Annotated in this window: 21 protein-coding genes; 17 read left to right on the top strand and 4 right to left on the bottom strand. The window is 37.8% G+C overall.

The window, feature by feature from the left end; genetic code table 11:
- From gspF to FNN08_RS00450, 9 genes are read left to right on the top strand one after another with little or no spacing between them, the layout of a single operon-like run.
- Positions 1-1,215 (top strand): type II secretion system inner membrane protein GspF, encoded by a 1,215-nt coding sequence (gspF, locus tag FNN08_RS00490; protein WP_143582682.1) that lies wholly within the window; start codon positions 1-3, stop codon positions 1,213-1,215.
- A gap of 9 nt (positions 1,216-1,224) precedes the next feature.
- Entirely contained in the window at positions 1,225-1,665 is a 441-nt protein-coding gene (gene gspG, locus FNN08_RS00485) for a type II secretion system major pseudopilin GspG (protein WP_143582681.1), read from the top strand.
- 34 nt (positions 1,666-1,699) lie between these two features.
- A complete protein-coding gene (gene gspH, locus FNN08_RS00480) occupies positions 1,700-2,278 on the top strand; it encodes a type II secretion system minor pseudopilin GspH (RefSeq protein ID WP_143582680.1) in 579 nt (192 codons plus the stop codon).
- A complete protein-coding gene (gene gspI, locus FNN08_RS00475; protein ID WP_143582679.1) occupies positions 2,265-2,651 on the top strand; it encodes a type II secretion system minor pseudopilin GspI in 387 nt (128 codons plus the stop codon). The genes gspH and gspI overlap by 14 nt, the downstream gene beginning before the upstream one ends.
- The gene (gene gspJ / locus FNN08_RS00470; RefSeq protein ID WP_143582678.1) at positions 2,651-3,292 is read left to right on the top strand and encodes a type II secretion system minor pseudopilin GspJ; all 642 of its coding nucleotides are present in this window, start codon (positions 2,651-2,653) and stop codon (positions 3,290-3,292) included. Before gspI ends, gspJ begins: the two co-directional genes overlap by 1 nt.
- Entirely contained in the window at positions 3,285-4,388 is a 1,104-nt protein-coding gene (gene gspK / locus FNN08_RS00465) for a type II secretion system minor pseudopilin GspK (RefSeq protein WP_143582677.1), read from the top strand. The genes gspJ and gspK overlap by 8 nt, the downstream gene beginning before the upstream one ends.
- Complete coding sequence (gene gspL, locus FNN08_RS00460; RefSeq protein WP_143582676.1) at positions 4,388-5,611, top strand: type II secretion system protein GspL; 1,224 nt, start codon at positions 4,388-4,390, stop codon at positions 5,609-5,611. Before gspK ends, gspL begins: the two co-directional genes overlap by 1 nt.
- Positions 5,608-6,078: a type II secretion system protein GspM gene (gspM, locus tag FNN08_RS00455; protein WP_143582675.1), complete on the top strand. Its 471-nt coding sequence runs from the start codon at positions 5,608-5,610 to the stop codon at positions 6,076-6,078. The genes gspL and gspM overlap by 4 nt, the downstream gene beginning before the upstream one ends.
- The gene (locus FNN08_RS00450) at positions 6,075-6,827 is read left to right on the top strand and encodes a type II secretion system protein N (RefSeq protein WP_143582674.1); all 753 of its coding nucleotides are present in this window, start codon (positions 6,075-6,077) and stop codon (positions 6,825-6,827) included. Before gspM ends, FNN08_RS00450 begins: the two co-directional genes overlap by 4 nt.
- A gap of 43 nt (positions 6,828-6,870) precedes the next feature.
- Here FNN08_RS00450 and FNN08_RS00445 read toward each other — a convergent pair whose 3' ends face one another.
- From FNN08_RS00445 to rsgA, 3 genes are all read right to left on the bottom strand, one after another.
- Complete coding sequence (locus FNN08_RS00445; RefSeq protein ID WP_143582673.1) at positions 6,871-7,599, bottom strand: glycerophosphodiester phosphodiesterase; 729 nt, start codon at positions 7,597-7,599, stop codon at positions 6,871-6,873.
- 81 nt (positions 7,600-7,680) lie between these two features.
- Positions 7,681-8,547 carry an archaetidylserine decarboxylase gene (gene asd, locus FNN08_RS00440; protein ID WP_143582672.1) on the bottom strand — a complete coding sequence of 289 codons (867 nt, stop codon included), beginning with the start codon at positions 8,545-8,547 and terminating at the stop codon, positions 7,681-7,683.
- A gap of 51 nt (positions 8,548-8,598) precedes the next feature.
- Entirely contained in the window at positions 8,599-9,630 is a 1,032-nt protein-coding gene (rsgA, locus tag FNN08_RS00435; RefSeq protein ID WP_143582671.1) for a small ribosomal subunit biogenesis GTPase RsgA, read from the bottom strand.
- Positions 9,631-9,789: 159 nt separating this feature from the next.
- Here rsgA and orn point away from each other — a divergent pair, with 159 nt between their 5' ends.
- The 3 genes from orn to FNN08_RS00420 all read left to right on the top strand — a co-directional run bounded on the left by orn (position 9,790) and on the right by FNN08_RS00420 (position 12,692).
- Positions 9,790-10,335: an oligoribonuclease gene (gene orn / locus FNN08_RS00430; RefSeq protein ID WP_143582670.1), complete on the top strand. Its 546-nt coding sequence runs from the start codon at positions 9,790-9,792 to the stop codon at positions 10,333-10,335.
- A gap of 185 nt (positions 10,336-10,520) precedes the next feature.
- A complete protein-coding gene (locus FNN08_RS00425; protein WP_143582669.1) occupies positions 10,521-12,182 on the top strand; it encodes an Hpt domain-containing protein in 1,662 nt (553 codons plus the stop codon).
- Between the two features lie 72 nt (positions 12,183-12,254).
- Positions 12,255-12,692, top strand: coding sequence for a hypothetical protein (locus tag FNN08_RS00420; RefSeq protein WP_143582668.1), 438 nt, complete (start codon positions 12,255-12,257; stop codon positions 12,690-12,692).
- Positions 12,693-13,232: 540 nt separating this feature from the next.
- Here FNN08_RS00420 and queG read toward each other — a convergent pair.
- Positions 13,233-14,384 carry a tRNA epoxyqueuosine(34) reductase QueG gene (gene queG, locus FNN08_RS00415; RefSeq protein WP_143582667.1) on the bottom strand — a complete coding sequence of 384 codons (1,152 nt, stop codon included), beginning with the start codon at positions 14,382-14,384 and terminating at the stop codon, positions 13,233-13,235.
- A gap of 10 nt (positions 14,385-14,394) precedes the next feature.
- Between queG and FNN08_RS00410 the strand changes: the two genes are divergently transcribed.
- From FNN08_RS00410 to miaA, 5 genes are read left to right on the top strand one after another with little or no spacing between them, the layout of a single operon-like run.
- A complete protein-coding gene (locus FNN08_RS00410) occupies positions 14,395-15,888 on the top strand; it encodes an NAD(P)H-hydrate dehydratase (protein WP_143582666.1) in 1,494 nt (497 codons plus the stop codon).
- A 3-nt stretch (positions 15,889-15,891) separates the two neighbouring features.
- The gene (tsaE, locus tag FNN08_RS00405) at positions 15,892-16,362 is read left to right on the top strand and encodes a tRNA (adenosine(37)-N6)-threonylcarbamoyltransferase complex ATPase subunit type 1 TsaE (RefSeq protein ID WP_143582665.1); all 471 of its coding nucleotides are present in this window, start codon (positions 15,892-15,894) and stop codon (positions 16,360-16,362) included.
- 48 nt (positions 16,363-16,410) lie between these two features.
- Positions 16,411-17,718: an N-acetylmuramoyl-L-alanine amidase gene (locus tag FNN08_RS00400; protein ID WP_143582664.1), complete on the top strand. Its 1,308-nt coding sequence runs from the start codon at positions 16,411-16,413 to the stop codon at positions 17,716-17,718.
- Between the two features lie 3 nt (positions 17,719-17,721).
- Positions 17,722-19,587, top strand: coding sequence for a DNA mismatch repair endonuclease MutL (gene mutL, locus FNN08_RS00395; RefSeq protein WP_143582663.1), 1,866 nt, complete (start codon positions 17,722-17,724; stop codon positions 19,585-19,587).
- A gap of 14 nt (positions 19,588-19,601) precedes the next feature.
- Positions 19,602-20,528, top strand: a complete 927-nt coding sequence (gene miaA / locus FNN08_RS00390) for a tRNA (adenosine(37)-N6)-dimethylallyltransferase MiaA (protein WP_409574589.1) — start codon at positions 19,602-19,604, stop codon at positions 20,526-20,528.
- The last annotated feature ends 116 nt before the right edge of the window (positions 20,529-20,644 follow it).

The following is a 20,644-nucleotide window of genomic DNA, read 5'->3' as shown; positions in this document are numbered from 1 at the left end:
ATGCCAGCATTTGATTATCAAGCAGTAAATGCCAAAGGTAAAAATACTAAAGGCGTTATCGAAGGGGATAATGCTAGACAAGTACGTGGTTTATTGCGAGAAAAAGGCTTAATACCTATTGAGGTAACGCCTAGTTTAGCTAAAGCGAAAGAGCAAGCTAAAGGTACTCGCTTTGGTTCGCAAAAAGTATCTGCAGCAGAACTAGCATTAATGACTCGTCAGTTAGCGACCCTGGTTGAATCAGGTTTACCGCTAGAAGAAGCCTTAGTTGCCGTTGGCGAACAGTGTGAAAAAAATAGCCTCAAAAGTATGATTATGTCTGTTCGCTCGAAAGTAACAGAAGGTTATGGCTTAGCAGAGTCAATGGCAGAGTTTCCTGGCGTGTTTGATAAATTGTTTCGCGCTATGGTGGCAGCAGGTGAAAAGTCAGGGCATTTAGACAATGTTCTCAATCGCTTAGCTGATTACACTGAAAAACGTCAATATATGAAATCACAGTTAGTCCAAGCACTAATTTATCCTGTGATCATGACTGTCATTGCGGTTGGCGTTATTACAATATTGCTTGTTGCTGTTGTACCTGAAATTGTTGGCCAGTTTGAGCATATGAGCCAAGAATTACCTGGGACTACTCGTTTCTTAATTGCTGTAAGTGAATTTTTGCAAGATTATATCTTGTGGATTATTGGCTTAATGGTGATTGCAGGTATTGTCTTTAAACAAATGATGAAAAAGTCAGAGTTTGAGATGATGGTGCATCGACGTAGTTTATTCTTGCCTATTATGGGCAAGGTAACTCGAGGCTTGAATACTGCACGCTTTGCCCGCACATTAAGTATATGTACTGCCAGTGCGGTACCTTTACTTGATAGCATGAAAATTGCTGGTGAGGTACTAACCAATGAACACATTAAATTGAAAGTTCAAGAAGCAGCAGACAAAGTTCGTGAAGGCGCGAGTTTACAAAACTCTTTAAAACAAACGCAGCTATTTCCTCCGATGATGCTACACATGATAGCAAGTGGTGAGAAAAGTGGTGAGTTAGAGCAAATGCTAACGCGAGCAGCGGATAACCAAGACAGAGAGTTCGATGCCACGGTAAGTATCTCTTTAAAGATATTTGAGCCAGCGCTTATGGTTACGATGGCTGGCGTGGTATTATTTATAGTAATGGCGATAATTCAGCCAATTATGCAGTTAAATACATTAATTTAGGTAGAAAATATGAACACTAGAAAACACAAATCAGCCAAAGGTTTTACCTTACTTGAAGTTATGGTTGTTATTGTAATTTTAGGTATTTTGGGCTCATTAGTAGTACCAAACCTTATGGGTAACCGTGACAAAGCTATGTTACAAAAAGCAGTGTCAGATATTGGTGCATTAGAGCAATCATTAAAGTTATATAAATTAGACAATTATAAGTTTCCTACAACAGAGCAAGGTATCGAAGCTTTGATTGAAGAAACTGATATCGAACCATTACCACGTCGTTTTCCTGAAGGTGGTTACTTACCTCGCCTACCAAAAGACCCATGGGGCAATGATTACCTTTTATTGAATCCAGGTGAAAATGGTTTAATCGATGTATTTAGTGTTGGACCTGACGGCGAAGAAGGTACTGAAGATGATATTGGCAACTGGAACATATCAGAATTTCAGTAATAGCTAATAACCTTAGTGGTTGAAAGATAACTTAATGAAAAAGCTCAACAGGGGATTTACCTTAATAGAAGTAATGTTAGTGATCTTAGTCGTCGGTTTTCTATTGAATACTGTGGTGATTAATCTTACTTCTTCTCCTGTTGAAACAAAGCTTGAAGAGGATGCCCATAAATTCGCGGCATTATTTACTCTAGCGAGCGAATACTCCTTGTTAAATAACGTAGAGCTAGGCTTACTCGTTGAAGATAATGGCTATGAATTCTTAGGCTTTGATGGTGTCCGTTGGCAACCAATCCCAGGCCTCGACCATTTTGCTGTGGTGCAATTTGAAGAACCATTCCTCATTACTCTTGCTTTAGATGAACTCGAAATTGACGAACAAATGACAATTGATCGTTCAATGTATGAAGAGCAAGATGAAGATCAAGCCTTTGAAGAAGAAGACGAGCCAGTTTACCCACAAGTATTCATTTTATCTGGCGGTGATATCACGCCATTTACCTTAACATTTACCTATGATGACGACTTTGATGTGCCAATGGAGTTCGTTGTTACAGGAGAATATACCTTGCCTTTAACCGTAGAGGGGCCTTTCTTTGATGAAGAACGTTAAAGTTCATAAAGGTTTTACCCTACTCGAGGTTATGATTGCGTTAGCAGTATTCGCATTTGCCGGAACTGCATTACTCAAAGTAGCTGGCTCAACCTTAATGGGAGTTGGCCACTTAGAAAAGACTTCAATTGCTCAGTGGGTTGCTGCTAATCAATTAGTTGAAGCTAATTTGGATCAAAAAAGCTGGCCACCTAAAAAAGCATCAGGTAAGGCTGAAATGGCAGGCAGAGAGTGGCACTGGCGCCAAACAGTTATTGCTACCGAAGATAAGAACATGCGAGCGGTGCAAGTTGAAGTTAGAGAAAATGAAAAAGATAAAAACTCGTTAGTAAGTTTAATTACTTATGTTAGTAATCCTCGGGCACAAAAGTAATGAATAATCTTCGCTCGCACCAAGGTTTTACTTTATTAGAAGTGCTTATTGCCGTTGCTTTATTTGCAATGATTTCACTTGCTGCTTCTGGCATGCTGGTAACCATGATAGATAGCCATGACCGTGGCAAAATATCTAGCGACAAACTTAATGAATTGCAGATGGCTTTTTTAGTGATGGAAAGAGACTTCTCGCAAATGACTCGACGTACGGTACGGCTCGAAGGTGACGAACCATTAAAGCAGTTTATTTATAGTAACGAGTCCACTTACTCATCAAATACTCAAGGCTTAGCATTTGTTCGCCAAGGATGGAAAAATCCAGGGTTATTATTGCCTCGCAGTGATGTGCAAGCGGTTACTTACCAGTTAGAAGATGACACTTTAAACCGTTTACATTATGTTTTTGTTGATGCTGTTGTTGGTGAAGAGCCAAAAGTTAGGCCGCTATTAACAGGAGTTAAGCAAGTAGATTTTGAATTCCACAATGGTTTAAAGTGGAGCTCTGAATTGCCTAAAGATGATTTACCTTTAGCGATTGCAATTGAATTAGATTTAGAAGAGTTTGGCTTAATACGTCGTCAATTTTTAGTGCCTGGCATCTCAGCAATCGATCAAGCACAGGATAATCAAAATGATTAGGTTAAAGCAAACAGGGGTTGCTTTAATTACCGTAATGCTAATTATGGCGATAGCTGTGGTGTTAGCGACTAAAATGAATAGTGCACTGATATTTCAAATTGAGAGAACAGCTAATATCAATTCGAACCAACAGGCTTATTGGTATGCTATGGGGGCTGAAGCTTTTGCTAAAACCGTACTTAACCTGTCGTTTAAAGATGAGCAAGATGTTACTAACCTATCTCAAATTTGGGCCAGTGGTGAAACAAGTTTTCCAGTTGATTTAGGCAGTATTAGTGGCGAGATCAGCGATATGCAATCTTGTTTTAATCTTAACTCTCTTAAGAATACTAGCGAAATTTCGGCAACTGACAAAGAGAATGATGAAAATGAGTCTGCACCGCCAAGCGGTCCAAGCGAAAATCCACCTGGCTCTGAAACACCGAAACCGCCAGCAAGAAATAGTGATGGTAGCAAGGCAAAAACCAAAGGTCAGTTGGCAAAAGACAGCTTTAAGGAGTTAGTCATTGCTCTCAATGTTGAAGGGATTTCAAGTTTTGAGGCTGAATCTATGGCTGAATCTCTTTATGATTGGTTAGATAGTGATAGTGCGATTATAAGTGCCGGTGGGGCTGAAGATAATGACTATGCGGCAAAAAAATACCCTTATTTAGCCGCCAATAGTTTATTGGCTAGTGTTAATGAATTAAGATTGATAGAACATTTTACCCCGCAGGTGATTTACGCTCTAAAAGACCATGTTTGTGTTATCCCAAACAGTAATTTACATGCGGTAAATATAAACACATTAGATTCAGAAAATCCTGAATTATTGCAAGCACTGCTTGGCGGTCTAGATAAAAGTAAAGTTGAGGAAATTTTTTCTGAACGAGGTGAAGAAGGCTTTGAAAAAATATCTGACTTTACAGCCACGCAAGCGGTAAAAGATATTCAGGACTTCAATCTTTATAAGCAACAATTTGTTGTAGATAGTGATTATTTTAAACTTAAAACCAAGACAGAGTTTAACGATAGTTACTTTAGTATGAATTCAATTATGAAAGTAAATAAAAATCAAACCATAACTGTGGTTGAACGAAGCATCGGAGCTGATTAATGAAAGAAACCTTATTTATACGTATAGGGAGTCAGGAAACTAGTCCGATCCAGTGGTTAATAACCAACGACCAGCTCAACGATGAAATAGCTAGTGGTGTACTTGCTAACAAAGATGCATTACCTGAGTTAACTGAAAAAGCTCAGGGGCGTGATGTTAGGGTGCTATTAGACAGTTCAGATATTCGATTAAAGGCGATAAAAGTTCCTGGTAAATCAGAGCGTGCGATTAAGAGTGCAGCGCCTTATATGCTTGAAGACGAATTGTCTCACGATGTTGAGCAACTGTTTTTTGCTTTTCATGGCCAACCTAAAGGCTATGATGGTGATGAAAATTGCTTCATGGCTATTGTGTTACAAGAGCAAATGGATATTTGGCTGACTTGGTTTGCCCAAGCAAATATTATGGTTAAGCAGATGCTTCCAGATGTTCTTGCACTGCCACAATTAGATAATTGCTGGTCGGCGTTAATGATTGAAGAGCAACTTTTATTACGCAAGTCTGCTTGGGATGGTTTGGTGTGTGACAAATCGATAGCTGACTTCTTATTGCAACAAATGCTGGCTGATCATGAAGAGCAAGTGAGCTTAAATTGTTATTCGCCAGTAGAATTAGATTGCGACAAGGTTGAGATTGAATCGCAACCTGAAGAGTTACCTTTATTATTGTTAGCAAAAGGCTATCAGAAACAAGACTTCAATTTATTACAAGGTGAGTATCTAGTTAAAGAGCAGCGCTCTCCGGTGGTAAAAAACTGGCTTTGGGTTGCCGGTATAGCCTTGTTTGCTTTTGTTCTTAATTTATCGGGTAAAGTGTTTGAGTTAGTCGACTTAAATTCTCAATATGCAGCAATTAATGAACAAATCGAAAGAGACTATAAGCAAGCGTTTCCAAAAACTAAACGCTTTAGAATTAATACCGTAAAACGACAATTAAATACGGCGTTATCTGAATTTGGCGGTGTAGATCAGAGTGTTGGCTTACTTGCTTTAATTAATAAAGTAAGACCATCTTTTGTGGCAGTGCCTAACTTAAAGCCTGATTCAATAAGATTTGATAGTAAACGCAATGAGTTACGCTTTGCCGTTACTGCCAATGATTACCAAAGCTTTGAAAAATTTAAATTGGAGCTAGAAAAATCTAATTTAATTGTTGAAGTAGGGGCGCAAAATAATCAAGGCGATAAAGTGGTTGGTTCATTTAATATTAGGAGTAAATCATGAAGCAATGGTGGTTAGAGCAAAACACTAAAGATCAACGCTTAATGATCTTCTTAGGAGTTGTTGTTGCTATATTTTTGTTTTACACACTAATATGGCAACCGCTTAATGAAAACTTAGTTAAAGCGCAAAGTAAGCTAACTAAACAACAAGAGTTAGCTATTTGGGTAAAGCAGAATACCGCTCAGTATCTTGAACTTAAAAAGCGTGGCGGTAGTAAGAAATCAACAGGAAGCCTTACTAGTAAAGTTAATCGAACAGCTCGAGGCTTAGGTATTACCGTGGCAAGAATGCAGCCACAAGGTGATGACTTGTTGGTATGGATTGATGAAGTGCCATTTAATAGCTTGTTAACTTGGTTAGAAAAAATTAGCACCCAAGAAGGCATGAGAATAATCGCCGTAGATATTGCCCCTTCAGATGCCGAAGGCACAGTTAAAGTAAGACGATTACAATTAGGAAATTCATGAACGCCGTAAAAAAATATTCATTAATCGTATCGATTTTTGTTTTAGTCTATTTGATTTTTGTTATAGCTATAGCGCCAGCAAATAAAATATTAGCCAAGTTTGATTTACCTAAAGGGCTCGAAATCAGAAATATCTCAGGCTCTATTTGGAGTGGAGAAGCCAAGTTAATATCTTATCAGCAGGTGAGCATTAATGACGTTGAATGGTCATTAAGTCCATTGTCTTTATTGTTGTTTAACCCAAGTGTCGATTTAACGTTTGGTGGTTCATTACAGCCTGGACCTAGAGGCTCGTTAGAACTTTCAAACTTAACCAATGATCTCACTGTCAATAACGCCAATGTTGCGATTGCGGCAAATGATGTATTGGCATATATACCTCTTCCTATCGATGCAAGTGCAGGTGGAGAGATTAATTTAGATGTTCCGGAGTTTGTGTTAGGTAAGCCTATCTGCACTGTATCGGCTGGCACAGTTACTTGGCAAAGAGCTTTTGTTAGTGCGATGAAAGAAGACGTTGATTTAGGAACTTTGGCAGCAACATTAGGTTGTGAAAAAGGCGCTTTAACTTTTGAAGTTAATCCAGAAAACGTTCTTGGTTTGCAATTTAAAGGGGTTGTAGCAGCAAGAGGTAAAGTTAGTGGTCAAGGTTATATTACTCCAGGAAATGACTTTCCTGCTAATGTAAGACCACTACTAGGCTTTATTGGTAAAAAGGATTTCCAAGGCCGTTATAAACTTAAGCTGTAAGCTAATTAACCACTAAGTTTGATACTGCAAGTTAGCATAGAACTTAGTGGTTTATATTATCAACTGAATCTAAATTTTTTAAATGCGCTATTTTTACTAATGAACGTGTAGGGTAGTTACTAAATATTCCATCAACACCTAAGCGATGCATCTCAATAATATCTACTTCATCATCTACGGTATAAACATATACCTTTAAACCGCGTTGGTGCGCATCTGCAATAAAATTAGCACTAACAAAATCAACATCAATATGTACACTGTAGGCATTAAGTTGCTCGGCAAATGCAGCGTAATCAATTGGGCTACTTGCAGTTAATGCACCTATGTTTAAATCTTTATTTAATGCTTTAATTTCAAATAGTAAATGATGATTAAAAGATGAGAATAAGAATTGATTATAACTAAAACCGTATTCGCTAACGGCTTTATTGATAAGGTTCATTAATGGAATGACGGTTCTATCTGCTTTTAATTCAATATTAACCAAACATTGACCGCTGATCTCAACTAACACTTCTTCAAGGGTAGGAACCGGCTGCCCCTTACCAGCATCAAGCTTACGCAATTCACTAAAGCTAATATCTGATACTTTACCAGTGCCATTGGTTGACTTATGCAACCAGCGATCATGAATAACAATTAACTCACCATCACATAAATGCACATCAATTTCGATGGCATCAACTTTCATCGCTAGCGCTTGTTGTATTGCTAAAATGGTATTTTCTGGTTCGTGGCCACTTGCGCCGCGATGAGCAAAAACTAACATCTTTAACTCCGATAAATATTAGTTAACTTAGTCTGTGATAAGTTGCAATCACAGGCTAAGTTGATCAAATTAATATTAGCTTTATTTAGTAACGCTGGCGTAAGGTTTACCTAAGCGTGTAACTGTTTCTGGTCCGTCGCCTTCGGTAAACTCGATAGTATCTTTCGGGAAACAACATACAGTAGTAGAGCCTAACTTAAAGCGGCCCATTTCTGCGCCTTTTTCTAAGTGGATAGCATTCTCACCATCGCTAGGGTAAGTCCATGTTTGTACTTGTTTACCTGCTGGCGGTGTAATAGTGCCTGCCCATACAGTCTCAATACTAGCCACAATAGTTGCGCCAACTAATACCATCGCCATTGGGCCTATTTCAGTATCAAATATTGCCACTACACGTTCATTACGAGCAAATAAATTTGGTACGTTTTGCGCGGTAAGAGGGTTAACCGAGAATAAGTCACCCGGTACAAAAATCATCTCTCTTAAAGTACCAGCAATTGGCATGTGAATTCGGTGGTAGTCTTTTGGTGCTAAGTAAATTGTTGAAAACTTACCGCCTTGAAATGGCGCTGCAGTTTCTTCTTTACCACCTAACAGAGTAACTAAAGAGTAATTAAAGCCTTTAGCTTGAATAATTTGGTCATCGACAATATCACCTTGTTGGCTAATTGCTCCGTCAACTGGGTAACAAATTTCTTTACTATCAGGATTAATAACTCGAGCGCCATCTTTTAATTCACGAGTAAAAAAGTCATTAAAGGTCGCAAAGTCGCTAGGTTGTTGTAACTTAGCTTCACTCATATCTATGCCATAGGCTTTAATAAAACGGCTAATTGCAAAGCGCGTTAACCAGCCTGCCTTGGCTGCTGCAAATTTACCAACCAAGCGAGATAGGCCATGTTTTGGCATAGCGTATTGTAAAGCAATTTTCATGTTATCTAATGACACGGATAGTCCTTATAAATATTAGTGTTCGATTTAACAACGTATATTTTACGTCTAATTAAATCGAGATGTTAATTTGTTATCGCCAAGGCTGGCAAGAATTCGTTGGTAACTTTCAAACCGCAAAGGGTGAATTTTACCGTCTTCAACGGCTGCTTTTAATGCACAACCAGGATCGTTTTGATGCTTACAATCTCTAAATTTGCAATAACCTAAATAGTCTTGCAGCTCAACAAAGCCAGCATCAACTTGCTCGGGAGCTAAATGCCATAAACCAAATTCACGAATACCAGGAGAGTCTATTAAACTTCCGCCTGTTGGGAAATGGTATAATCTTGCAACAGTTGTTGTATGTTGACCAAGTCCTGAGCCTTCTGATACTTCATTGGTTAATAAGTCTAAACCTGGCATTAATGAATTTACTAAAGTCGATTTGCCCACGCCTGATTGACCAACAAAAATAGAAGTTTTATCTTTTAATCGATCTTTTATTTCAGTTATCCCTGCGTTATCCACACTACTGGCAAAAATTATTTCATAACCAATGTTTTCTAAAATGGCTAATCGCTCTTTAATTTCTATTTGAATTTGTGGCTCTAACAAATCAATTTTATTAAGAACGATAATTGGCTTAATACCAGTAAGTTCAATAGCCACTAAATAACGGTCAATAATGTCGGCATTAAACGCTGGCACCACTGATGAAACAATAAATATCTGATCTATATTAGCTGCAATTGGCTTAACACCATCATAAACATCTGGCCTTGATAACTCTGATTTACGTTCATGCACAGCTTCAATGACACCGCTGATACTATGAATAGTTTCTTTACCTTGGCGCCAAACGACGTTATCACCACAAACTAAACTTTTTACGGTACGTCGAATATTGCAACGAACCACACTGCCGTCTGCACTTTCGACATCAGCATGCTGACCAAAGCGGCTTACAATAACACCAGGTTGTTGTTCACCTAATTCACTATCTTGAAAGGTGTCCTGTTTGTTTTTGTTAAGCTTATTCGCTAGGTTTTTTTTAATTTGCCTATTTTGACCTTTAGTCAGTTTTTTTGCTTTAGCCACGTAGTTTATTCAACTTAGAAATTCATTTATGTAAATTCATATATTACTTGGTATTATACAAGCACTAGCTAGATAAAGAAAATTTAGTTAACCAATTGATTTATACCAAAAGCATTATGTTTTTTGGTATCACAAATGCTTAAGAGGCTTGAAGTTATAATGACAATAAATGCAAACAATTTAATTTGGTTAGATTTAGAAATGACCGGCTTAGAGCCTAAACAAGATAAAATTTTAGAGATTGCTTCAATTATTACTGATGGTGAGCTTAATATTTTAGCTATAGGCCCTGTGTTTGCTATACATCAAAGCGACGAAATTCTTGATAATATGAATGAGTGGTGCATTGAGCAACATGCTAAAAGCGGCTTAACGCAACGTTGTAAAGATTCAACAACCAGTCTAGCGCAAGCAGAACAAGCAACAATTGATTTTATTAGCCAATACGTGCCTAAAGGTGTTTCGCCTATGTGTGGTAATAGCATAGGTCAAGATCGTCGCTTTATTAATGAATACATGACAGAGTTTGAAACCTGGTTCCATTACCGAAATATAGACGTAAGCACTATTAAAGAATTAGTACGCCGCTGGCAACCAGAGGTGTTAGATAATGTAGTTAAACAGGGAACACATTTAGCTTTAGATGATATTCGTGAATCAATAGACGAGTTAAAAGTGTATCGCGAGCACGCATTTAAAATTTAATATTTAGATAATAGCTCTCTTTTTAAAGCTCACTTTAGTTAATAAGTGGGCTTTTTTTATGCAATTAATAAAAAAATGCTTATTTTTAAGCTAGGCTTGTATTAATGTAATGTCATAAATATTAAGATGAAGTGTTAATTAACGACTTAATAACCAAATAAGAAAAATAAAAAGGATTTGTGACCATGAATGGTGTGAATTTTGCCGTCAAAACCCCAACTAGCATACTGGGCAAAGGCGTTCTATATGTAGCTTTGCTAATCGCATCTATGTTGCTTTTGGTCGGTACATCTCTATGGCTTTATAACCAACAAGCATCGAAAGCCGATTTTCTTCATCAACAACAAATCCCTTTTATAAAAAATAACGCGCAATTGATGAAAAGTGTTGCCGAGTTAGAAAATCAACTTGTTGCGCAACAATTAGCTATTCGCCATCAAGAACTCGACCAACCTTTAGAAGATGTAAAGCAAGCTTGGCTTGAAATTGCTGATTTAAGTAAACAGCATGTGTTAATGGTAAATGATAATTTACGTGATAATACCGCTGACAATATCGCTATTACTGCGCAAACGTTTGCTAGTGGTTATAAGCGCTTTGTTGAGTTGGTAGATGATCTTTTACTAATTCGTCAATCTCGTAATGGTCAATATAAAGCTAATGTTGCCACTTTAAATGACATCATTAAATCGGTTAATACCATTCGTCGTAAAAAACAAAACGACTTAAATAAACACTCTTACCAATTTGTAAATAGACAAAATGTAGTTAAAACTGAAACCATAAATTCAATGATGACTACGATGAATGAAGCGCAGTTTTATCAGTACTTATATCAAGAATTATTGAAAGTTCAGAACCAGTTAACCGCGTTATCTTCTTCGGTTAGCGCCCATCAGTTTAATCAAATATCAACTCAAATTGCCAACTTAACCCAAAATATCAATAAAGAATTAGCAAAAAAATCAGAAGATGATCAACTGCATTCGTTAACTAAAGAAATTGAAACTATTACTAGTCAGTTGATGGGAGCAGGGCAATTATTTGCTAAATGGCGTGATGAAAACAATACCAGTAAAAAAGTTATTGAACAGCTTAACTCTTATCAAGACTTTTTGGTTGAAACAGCTGCGCTAATTGAACAACCTAATTTTTATGACCTACCAGAATTTGAACTAGCCTTGCCATTTATTGGTTATAAAGTGAAAGAATCAACAATTCTACCGATTGGTTTTCTATTTATCGTGGCACTAATGTTCACCAGTGGTTTCTTAGCATGGCGATTAATTATTTTAGTTAACCGTAGTTATCACGCTGGCGCTGACTTTATTATGCTTGAAAACGAAAAAGAAGCTCGTGCAGAAAAAGCCTTACTTAATGCTCAAGAAAAGCAAAAGTCACAAATGGAATCGATAATAGCTGCGCCAACTCATTCTGAACTTAAACAAACCGAGCAACAACAAATTGCCAGCGTTGGTGAAGAGACAGAAGAAATGCAGCCAAGTTTCTATAAAATAAATAACTTGGTGATCGACCTAGACAAATTTAATCAATACCACGGCTCTGCTGAAATGGCAGTATTCATGTTAGAAGATTACCTTAACCGCAACAAACAAAACTTTGCCAAGCTAAAAGAAGCACTTACCGCTGAAAATTTAGCAAAAGTAAAAGACATAAACGCTGCATTATTAAAAACCGCCAACATCTTATCTGCTCCACGCTTAATTAAAGTATGTGAACAGTTACAACAAGTTTGTGTTGAAGGTGATATCCATAAAGCCGTGCCTTTATTAGCAGAAATGCAAAATGCTATTACTGAGATCGCTAAGTACGTAGAAGAAAGCTAGTTTTCGGTAACTTCTGAGATATAAGGTTATGTCTCAGAAGAGTGATAACCCGCCTGTCACAATAAGAATAATATGAAATATTTCGCATTAATATTAATGCTTCTATCAACATCAGTAATTGCCTGTTCATCGAGTGAGCAACTTGAGGAACTTCCTGCTTTTTCTAAGGTATTGCAATCTTCTGCTACTGAAAAAGTAGATGGTATAGCTGTATTTGTCCCAACAATAATTGAAGGGGCAACCGCAACAAAACTTCGAATATCATTTTTTGAAAACGAAGAGCTAATCCTGCAAACGTCGGTCGAGCTTGATGAAGTCTTGAAAGACGATGAAGAAATATACAATGAAGCAGATTTAAACGGGTATAGCGTTGGATATCTTTATGCAGATAGAACTCAAATAAAGAATATACTTTTAACTGCTAGTTATGAGTTTCCACCTACCGAAAGCGATGGGATTATAATGTGTGGTCCTATGCGAAGTTATAAATTACATGAGCTTATGAGATAAGTTTAGAGTGAATAACAGAGGTCGATAAGCGAAACAATGGGTGAACTTTTAAACTTAATTCCTTTATTAATATTGTGTTCTATATCTGCAATCATTCATGCTTTTTTGATTAAGAGTCGAAAGGGACTTTTATTAAAGATATTTGTTACTCTAGCCGTTTTCGCCATTGTAATTATTACACTCGATTTGACGGCTACATATATTGACCTCCAAGTTTTTATGGCATGTTTCGATGGTGACATTAATACATGTGATAACTGGGTTTTTCGTGTTAGTGATGCATTTTCCCAATATAATTTTTTTCTCGCAATAGCGCTTTCTTTAACGCTTTCTATTTGGTTTTATAAAGTCAATAGAATGAAAAATAACAATAATATTTCAAGTTAATTTTATCATGACGACCGTCTCAGAATGGCACTTTTCAGCCGGTCGAGCCACTTTGAAACTGGAGGAGATTCCATCCAAAAACACGATGGAATGACGATGCTCTTTTTCCGATATTGTGAATTACATCTTGTGTCACCAACTAGCTATCGGTAATTAATTAGCATCTCTAGGTAAACCTTTCTCTATCGTTCTAATTAATCTTTGTGTAAGGCGTAGGTTTGTTTCTTCGTTTAATTTATTTAGCTTTAACTGTTGCTGCTCTAATGCCCAGTCAATATGTTCAATCACCATTTCGCTTGAGATTTGTTTTTGCTTAGTTAAATCTTCAACAATACTTTGATCATACTTTGCATTCCCCAAAGCTACGGCAATATTGCGTTGCCAGCAGTCAAAACCAATACGGCGAATAGGTGAGCCTTCGGTTTTCTTTAAAAAAGTCGCTTCGTCCCAAGCAAATAATTCTAATAAGGTTACATGGTCAAAATGGTTTCTTGGTTGAAAGTCATCCTCGCTAGTTAATTGCGAGAAACGATTCCAAGGGCAAATTAATTGGCAGTCGTCACAGCCATAAATGCGATTACCAATAAGAGGCCTAAATTCAACAGGGATGGAATCGCGTAGTTCTATGGTTAAATAAGATATACAGCGACGAGCATCGACAACGTATGGCTCTATTATTGCTTGCGTTGGGCATATTTTTATACATGAAACACAAGCACCACATTGGTTTGCTTTTGGTTGGTCTATAGGTAATTCAATATTTACCATTAGCTCACCTAAGAAAAACCATGAACCCGCTTGTTCATTTAATAATAAACTGTGTTTGCCAACCCAGCCCAAACCTGCTTTTTCTGCTAAAGGCCTTTCTAATACGGGTGCTGAATCAACAAATGGGCGGAAATTAAGCTGTTCACAATGGGCGGTAATTTTATCACCCAATTGCTTTAAACGATTTCGCATTAACTTGTGATAATCACGCCCTAAGGCGTAGCGAGAAATATAAGCATGGTCACTTTGCTTTAAAATTTTGGCAAATTTAGCACCGGTAGGTAGGTAATCTAATCGAGCAGAGATAACACGTAATGTCCCAGGTAATAAATCAGCAGGGCGAGCACGCATTAAATCATGGCGGGCCATATAATCCATATCACCGTGATAGCCATTTTCGAGCCATTTAGTTAATGCTTGCTCATGAGTTTTTAAGTCAACATCACAAATACCAACATCACTAAAACCAAGCTCTTTCCCCCAAAGCTTGATTTTTTCTGCTAAATCTTGATAGTTAATAGTAGGTTGTTCACTCATAAGATAAATTATGTTGCCAATTAAATTACAAGCAAGCATACCACAGCATGCCTATCACGCTGAACTAGTTAAGAATAATGAAGGGAAAATTGCCGAGCAAAAAGGCATAACCTTGTATCAGTTGATGGAGTCGGCAGGTTTAGCTGCATTTGAATTATTTAAACAACAGTGGCCGCAAGCGAAAACTGTTTTAGTTGTATGTGGGCGTGGTAATAATGCTGGTGATGGTTTTGTCTTTGCCAGATTAGCTAAAGCTGCAGGCTTAACCGTTTATTTGCATGCCTTAGCAAGTTTTGATGACTATCAAGGAGATGCTGCTCTTGCGAGTGAGAAATACCTGAAAATTGCAGGAGAATTTAGCTCTTTAGATAATATTGCTAAAGAAAAAATTGATGTTGTTATTGATGCAATTTTAGGAACTGGGATAAAAGGTGCGCTTAAACCAAATTACCGTGAGCTGATAGAGTTTGTTAATGTGCTGAATAAGCCAGTGTTAAGCATAGACTTACCTTCAGGATTAAATGCGAATACTGGGCAAGTAAGTGATGCTTGCATTAAAGCTAAGTTAAGCGTTTGTTTTATTGCCTTGAAGCAAGGCATGCTGACCGGCGAGGCTAAAAACTATTGTGGTGATATTTATATAGCAGGGCTTGGCATTGCAGATGAGTTTGCCAACCAGGTTCCATCTAATATTCTTATCAATCATAGAAGTAATTTGCCACAACTTACTAAAAGGCTAGCAGCAGGCCATAAAGGCAATAGTGGTTTTGTATTAGCACTTGCCGGCAATAAAGGCATGCCGGGTGCAGCAAGGTTATGCACAGAAGCTGCCTTAAGGAGTGGAGCCGGTTTACTAGCGCTAGCTTGCCATGTTGAAAATAAGTCGATTGTGGTTAGTAACCGTCCAGAGATTATGTTGGTTGATATCGATAATAATGAAAAATCAGAGCAACAAAAAATAGCGAAAGCCAATGTGATAGTGATCGGTCCAGGGTTAGGTACTGATAATTGGGCACAACGGCATTTTGATTTTGCCTTGGCCCAACAAAAACGATTGATTGTTGATGCCGATGGATTAAATTTATTGGCTAAGAAGCCAAGGTTTAATGAGAATTGGGTTTTAACCCCGCATCCAGGTGAAGCCGCAAGGCTACTCGGTGTAAGTGTTGCTGAGGTTGAAAACGATCGCTTTGCTGCGGTTCAGGCAATAGCATTAAAATATGGTGGTATTGTTGTATTAAAAGGTGCTGGTACTTTAATTTGTGATGGTAAACGTGTGGCGATTAACTTTTCAGGTAATCCAGGAATGGCAAGTGGGGGGATGGGCGATGTTCTCTCTGGTATATTAGCGGCATTAAGTTTACAATTAGACGACTTATTTTATGCCACATGCCAAGGCGTAGATATTCATAGCCAAGCTGCCGATATTGCAGCTAAAGAAGGTGAAAAAGGTTTGTTGGCTAGTGATCTTTTTCCTTATATTCGACAATTAGTGAACCTTTGATAAATGAACCAAGTACAATTCTCTCTGTCTGACGAGTTTGCAACAGTAAACATGGGCAAAAGCCTAGCACAAGTAACAAAAGCATTGGATGTACCATCGTTAGTGGTATTTTTAAATGGTGACCTAGGTGCAGGTAAAACTACTTTAACCAGAGGTTTTGTTCAGGGCATGGGTCATACCGGTAATGTAAAAAGTCCTACATATACCATAGTTGAGCCTTATGACTTAGACCCTTGGAAAGTATTCCATTTTGATTTATATCGTTTATCTGACCCAGAAGAGCTTGAGTATATGGGCATAAGAGATTACTTTAATGATAAGTGTTGCTGTTTTATTGAATGGCCAGAAAAGGGCACAGGCTTGTTAGCAAAAGAAGACCTTATTATTAATATGGAATATGATAATGAGCAAAGACGTATCACGTTAACAGCGATGAGCGATCTGGGTAATAATATAATAAAAAATTTAAAGTAGAATAAGTTAAATATTATTCTTGTAGTCTAAGGATTGAATAAAAAAGTTATGCGCAATAGTAGTCTGAAAATAGTTATTTTCTTATTAGGTTTATTAGCTCCAAATGCTTGGGCTATTAACGTAATAGAAGGCGTGCGTATTTGGCCTGCACCAGAAAATACTCGAGTCGTTTTTGATTTATCTGAAACGCCTAACTACAGCTACTTTTTCCTACAAAAACCAACACGCTTAGTGATTGATTTTAAAAATGCGCAAAACATTGTTAATTTAACTAACCTTGCTAAAAATGATAAACGCATTAAAACAATCCGTACCAGTAAAACGAGTGCGAAAGGCGTTACCCGTATCGTTTTAGACTTATCGCAAAAGTATAAAGAACATATTTTCCCGTTACCTGCCGCAGGACCTTATGGTAATCGCTTAGTTGTTGATTTAAATGACACAAAACGTAGCGTGACAGCAAGCCATAAGCCAAAGAATAATAGTCGTGATGTTGTCATTGGTATAGATGCAGGCCATGGTGGTGAAGACCCAGGTTCAATTTCTAAAAACGGTACTTACGAAAAGAAAATCACTCTTACCATCGCAAAAAAACTAGCTAAAGTAATTAATGCTGAGCCTGGTATGAAAGCGGTTCTTATTCGTACCGGTGATTACTTTGTTAATTTGAATAAACGCACCCAAATAGCTCGTGAAAAAGAAGTCGATTTCTTAGTGTCTATTCATGCCGATGCATTCCATACTAGCCAACCAAGAGGCGCGTCTGTTTGGATCGTAAATAATTCAAGAGCTCAATCTGAGCTATCACGATGGTTAGTTAACCGAGAGAAAAACTCCGAGCTACTTGGTGGTGGTGGTGAGTTAATCAAGAAAACTAATGATGAACATCTAGCAGTATTTATTGCCGACTTAACCAAAGATAAGTCGTTAGAAATAAGTGATAGTACGGCCAGAAATGTGATTTCAGAACTGGCTAAAATCACCAAAATGCATAAGCGCGAACCGCAAAATGCGAGTTTAGCAGTTTTAAAATCATCTGATATTCCATCTATGCTTGTAGAAACTGGTTTTATTTCAAATCCTTATGATTTCAAAAACTTAATGTCGCCAACGCATCAAAATAAATTAGCATCTGCGGTATTTAAAGGCATAAGACGTTATTTCCAACAATATCCGCCGGAAGGTTCATTATTTGCTTCTCGCAAGCCAACTAAGCATAAAGTGAGTAGTGGTGAGTCTTTGTCAGTTGTGGCTAAGCGTTATAAAGTTTCAGTTAAATCACTCAAGCTTGCTAACAACCTTAAATCTGATGTGGTCAGAATAGGTCAAACTTTAACAATCCCTCGAGTTAATTAGTTTATGTCTATAGCGATATTGCCCGCACGCCTTGCTAACCAAATAGCAGCTGGCGAAGTTGTTGAGCGCCCAGCCTCTGTAGTTAAAGAATTAGTTGAAAACAGCATTGATGCAGGCGCGACTAATATCATTATCGATATTGAAAAAGGCGGCGCTAAACGCATTAAGATAACCGACAATGGCTGTGGTATTGTTAAAGATGAATTAACCTTAGCGCTTAGTCGTCACGCCACCAGTAAAATCAAAAATCTAGATGACTTAGAGTCTATTGTTAGCCTTGGCTTTCGCGGCGAAGCTTTAGCGAGTATTAGCTCTGTCGCGCGTTTAACTCTTACATCGAAAACGGATGAGCAAGACTCTGCTTGGCAAGCAATTGCTGTTGGTCGAGATATGACAGTGGACGTAAAACCTGCGGCTCATCCTAAAGGCACAACTATCGATGTTGAGGACTTATTTTTTAATACGCCTGCCCGCCGAAAATTTTTACGTACCGAAAAAACCGAATTTACTCATATTGATGAAGTTGTACGTCGTATCGCTTTATCACAATTAGATAAAAGCATAACCTTAATCCATAACGCTAAAGTGATCCGCCAGTATCGCAGTGCTAAAACTGAAAAACAGATCGAAAAACGTATTGCTTCTGTCTGTGGTCAAAGTTTTATTGATAACGCCATCCCTCTCGAATTTAAACATGACAATTTAGAGCTTTGGGGTTGGATTGCTAAGCCAAGCTTTTATCGTAGCCATAATGATTTAGCCTATAGCTATGTCAATGGCCGTATGATGCGCGATAAATTAATTAATCATGCTATCCGTCAAGCTTACGGCGAGCGAATGGGGCATGATGGTTACCCTGCTTTCGTATTATTTTTCAATTTAGATTACGCAGAAGTTGATGTAAACGTGCATCCGTCAAAGCATGAAGTTAGATTTCATCAAGCCCGTTTAGTGCATGATTTTATTTGTTCTGCGATTGAGCAAACGCTAAATAATGACTGGCAAGAGCACCAATATAGTCATGATAATAGTTTTGTTGACCAACAAACTGGTGAGATTGCAGCGCCGGCTCGAGATTATATTCAGCCATTAAAGGCTGTGGAAACTTCTAGCGGCTATAGTCAAGCTAACTCTTACGCTGGCTCTAATTACTCAGCTGCTGGCAGTAATTACTATTCAAGCTCTGCAAAACCTTCAAAGCAGGCTGTCGATAATTATCAAAGCTTAGTAACACCTATTATTGATACACAGCAACAAGTAGCTCCAAATCAACAACCTATTATTGATGATATTAAGCATACACAAACCACAGTTATGGTTAATCAAGGTATAGCTTTATTGACTATGGTGGCCGAAACCACAGCTCTTATTGAACAAGATGGTAAGTTATATTGTCTCGCCTTATTGCCTTTAGCTAAGCAACAACTTATTACTCAGCTTAGCCAATCATTTAGCCAAGGTATTGTTTCTCAGCCATTGCTATTACCTGTTAGCCTAACTGTTGATAAAGATGCTGCTGAGTTTATTAAAAATAATGTCGATGAATTTTTTCATGCTGGCATTAAACTTGAATTTAAATCTAGTGTTCAGTGTGTAATAAAACAATATCCTGCCCCTTTACGCGATCAAGACGTACAAACTAGTTTTACTAGGCTATTAGCGCTCTTAATGGCTTCAGATAATGCAGCTGAGCAAGATTGGGTTAAGGCCTTTGCCGCATTAAAACTCCCTCAAACTATTGATATTGTCGCCGCCCAGCAGTTGTTTGTTAATGTAAAAACAATGCAAAACATTGATCTTTCTGACTATGTGCGCTTGAATTCTAGTGAAGTCGACCTTACATCTGTCATTAGCAAACTAAATAAATAAGCACAATGAGCGCAATTAATACATCCGAATTACCACCAGTGATCTGCATAATGGGGCCAACAGCCTCAGGTAAGACTGATCTTGCTATGCAATTATGTGATCACTTACCTTGCGATATTATTAGTGTTGATTCTGCGCTAATTTATAAAGACATGGATATCGGTAGCGCTAAACCAACTGATGAAGAGCTGGCTAAATATCCACATCGTTTGATTGATATTATCGATCCTGCGCAGAGTTACTCCGCTGCAGATTTTTGCCGAGATGCAAAACGTGAAATTGCTGAGATCCGCAGTAACGGTCGTATTCCGGTTCTTGTTGGTGGAACTATGATGTATTTCAAGAGTCTACTTGAAGGTATGTCTCCACTGCCTAATGCTGATGCTAAGATTCGTGCTGAAATTATAGAATTGGCTGAGCAGAAAGGTTGGCATCATATTCATAAATTACTTGCCGAAGTCGACCCTGTTTCAGCACAGCGAATTAATGAAAATGACTCGCAAAGATTAACTCGTGCACTAGAAGTTTATCGTATATCTAATAAGACGATGACCGAGTTAACGCAAATTAAAGGTGATACAATTGATGGTAAAGTATTGCAATTTGCCATTACTACAACTGAGCGTGCCGAATTGCATCAACGCATTGAATTACGTTTTAACATTATGCTGGAACAAGGTTTTCAAGCAGAAGTTGAGAAGCTGAAAGCTCGCAGTGATTTAAATGAAAACTTGCCATCAATACGTTGTGTTGGTTATCGACAAATGTGGCAACACCTTAATGGTGAAATGGACTATGACGAAATGGTTTTTCGTGGTGTCTGTGCTACAAGGCAGTTAGCTAAACGCCAACTAACTTGGCTCAGAGGTTGGCCAGAATTAAATTGGCTAACCACCAATGATGAAACAAATTTACAAAAGGTTTTAAATGCGCTGAAATGACGACTAAAAGATAGTTCTATGCAGTAAAAATAGAATTTATTAACAGATTTCGTTATTCATTAGCAAAGTTTAAATCATAGTGTATACTTAAAAAGCTCGTTGTCTAACCTACTAAA

The organism is Thalassomonas sp. M1454, from assembly GCF_007097525.1.
In the GTDB taxonomy this organism is placed as follows: Bacteria; Pseudomonadota; Gammaproteobacteria; order Enterobacterales; family Alteromonadaceae; genus Thalassotalea_A.
Note: the sequence above shows the minus strand (reverse complement) of the source record. Positions and strands in the feature narration are given on the sequence as shown.

Excerpts from the sequence above, each read along its gene's own strand:
- gspF (WP_143582682.1), top strand. The coding sequence starts at position 1 with ATGCCAGCATTTGATTATCAAGCAGTAAATGCCAAAGGTAAAAATACT.
- gspG (WP_143582681.1), top strand. The coding sequence starts at position 1,225 with ATGAACACTAGAAAACACAAATCAGCCAAAGGTTTTACCTTACTTGAA.
- gspH (WP_143582680.1), top strand. The coding sequence starts at position 1,700 with ATGAAAAAGCTCAACAGGGGATTTACCTTAATAGAAGTAATGTTAGTG.
- gspI (WP_143582679.1), top strand. The coding sequence starts at position 2,265 with ATGAAGAACGTTAAAGTTCATAAAGGTTTTACCCTACTCGAGGTTATG.
- gspJ (WP_143582678.1), top strand. The coding sequence starts at position 2,651 with ATGAATAATCTTCGCTCGCACCAAGGTTTTACTTTATTAGAAGTGCTT.
- gspK (WP_143582677.1), top strand. The coding sequence starts at position 3,285 with ATGATTAGGTTAAAGCAAACAGGGGTTGCTTTAATTACCGTAATGCTA.
- gspL (WP_143582676.1), top strand. The coding sequence starts at position 4,388 with ATGAAAGAAACCTTATTTATACGTATAGGGAGTCAGGAAACTAGTCCG.
- gspM (WP_143582675.1), top strand. The coding sequence starts at position 5,608 with ATGAAGCAATGGTGGTTAGAGCAAAACACTAAAGATCAACGCTTAATG.
- FNN08_RS00450 (WP_143582674.1), top strand. The coding sequence starts at position 6,075 with ATGAACGCCGTAAAAAAATATTCATTAATCGTATCGATTTTTGTTTTA.
- FNN08_RS00445 (WP_143582673.1), bottom strand. The coding sequence starts at position 7,599 with ATGTTAGTTTTTGCTCATCGCGGCGCAAGTGGCCACGAACCAGAAAAT.
- orn (WP_143582670.1), top strand. The coding sequence starts at position 9,790 with ATGACAATAAATGCAAACAATTTAATTTGGTTAGATTTAGAAATGACC.
- FNN08_RS00425 (WP_143582669.1), top strand. The coding sequence starts at position 10,521 with ATGAATGGTGTGAATTTTGCCGTCAAAACCCCAACTAGCATACTGGGC.
- FNN08_RS00420 (WP_143582668.1), top strand. The coding sequence starts at position 12,255 with ATGAAATATTTCGCATTAATATTAATGCTTCTATCAACATCAGTAATT.
- queG (WP_143582667.1), bottom strand. The coding sequence starts at position 14,384 with ATGAGTGAACAACCTACTATTAACTATCAAGATTTAGCAGAAAAAATC.
- FNN08_RS00410 (WP_143582666.1), top strand. The coding sequence starts at position 14,395 with ATGTTGCCAATTAAATTACAAGCAAGCATACCACAGCATGCCTATCAC.
- tsaE (WP_143582665.1), top strand. The coding sequence starts at position 15,892 with ATGAACCAAGTACAATTCTCTCTGTCTGACGAGTTTGCAACAGTAAAC.
- FNN08_RS00400 (WP_143582664.1), top strand. The coding sequence starts at position 16,411 with ATGCGCAATAGTAGTCTGAAAATAGTTATTTTCTTATTAGGTTTATTA.
- mutL (WP_143582663.1), top strand. The coding sequence starts at position 17,722 with ATGTCTATAGCGATATTGCCCGCACGCCTTGCTAACCAAATAGCAGCT.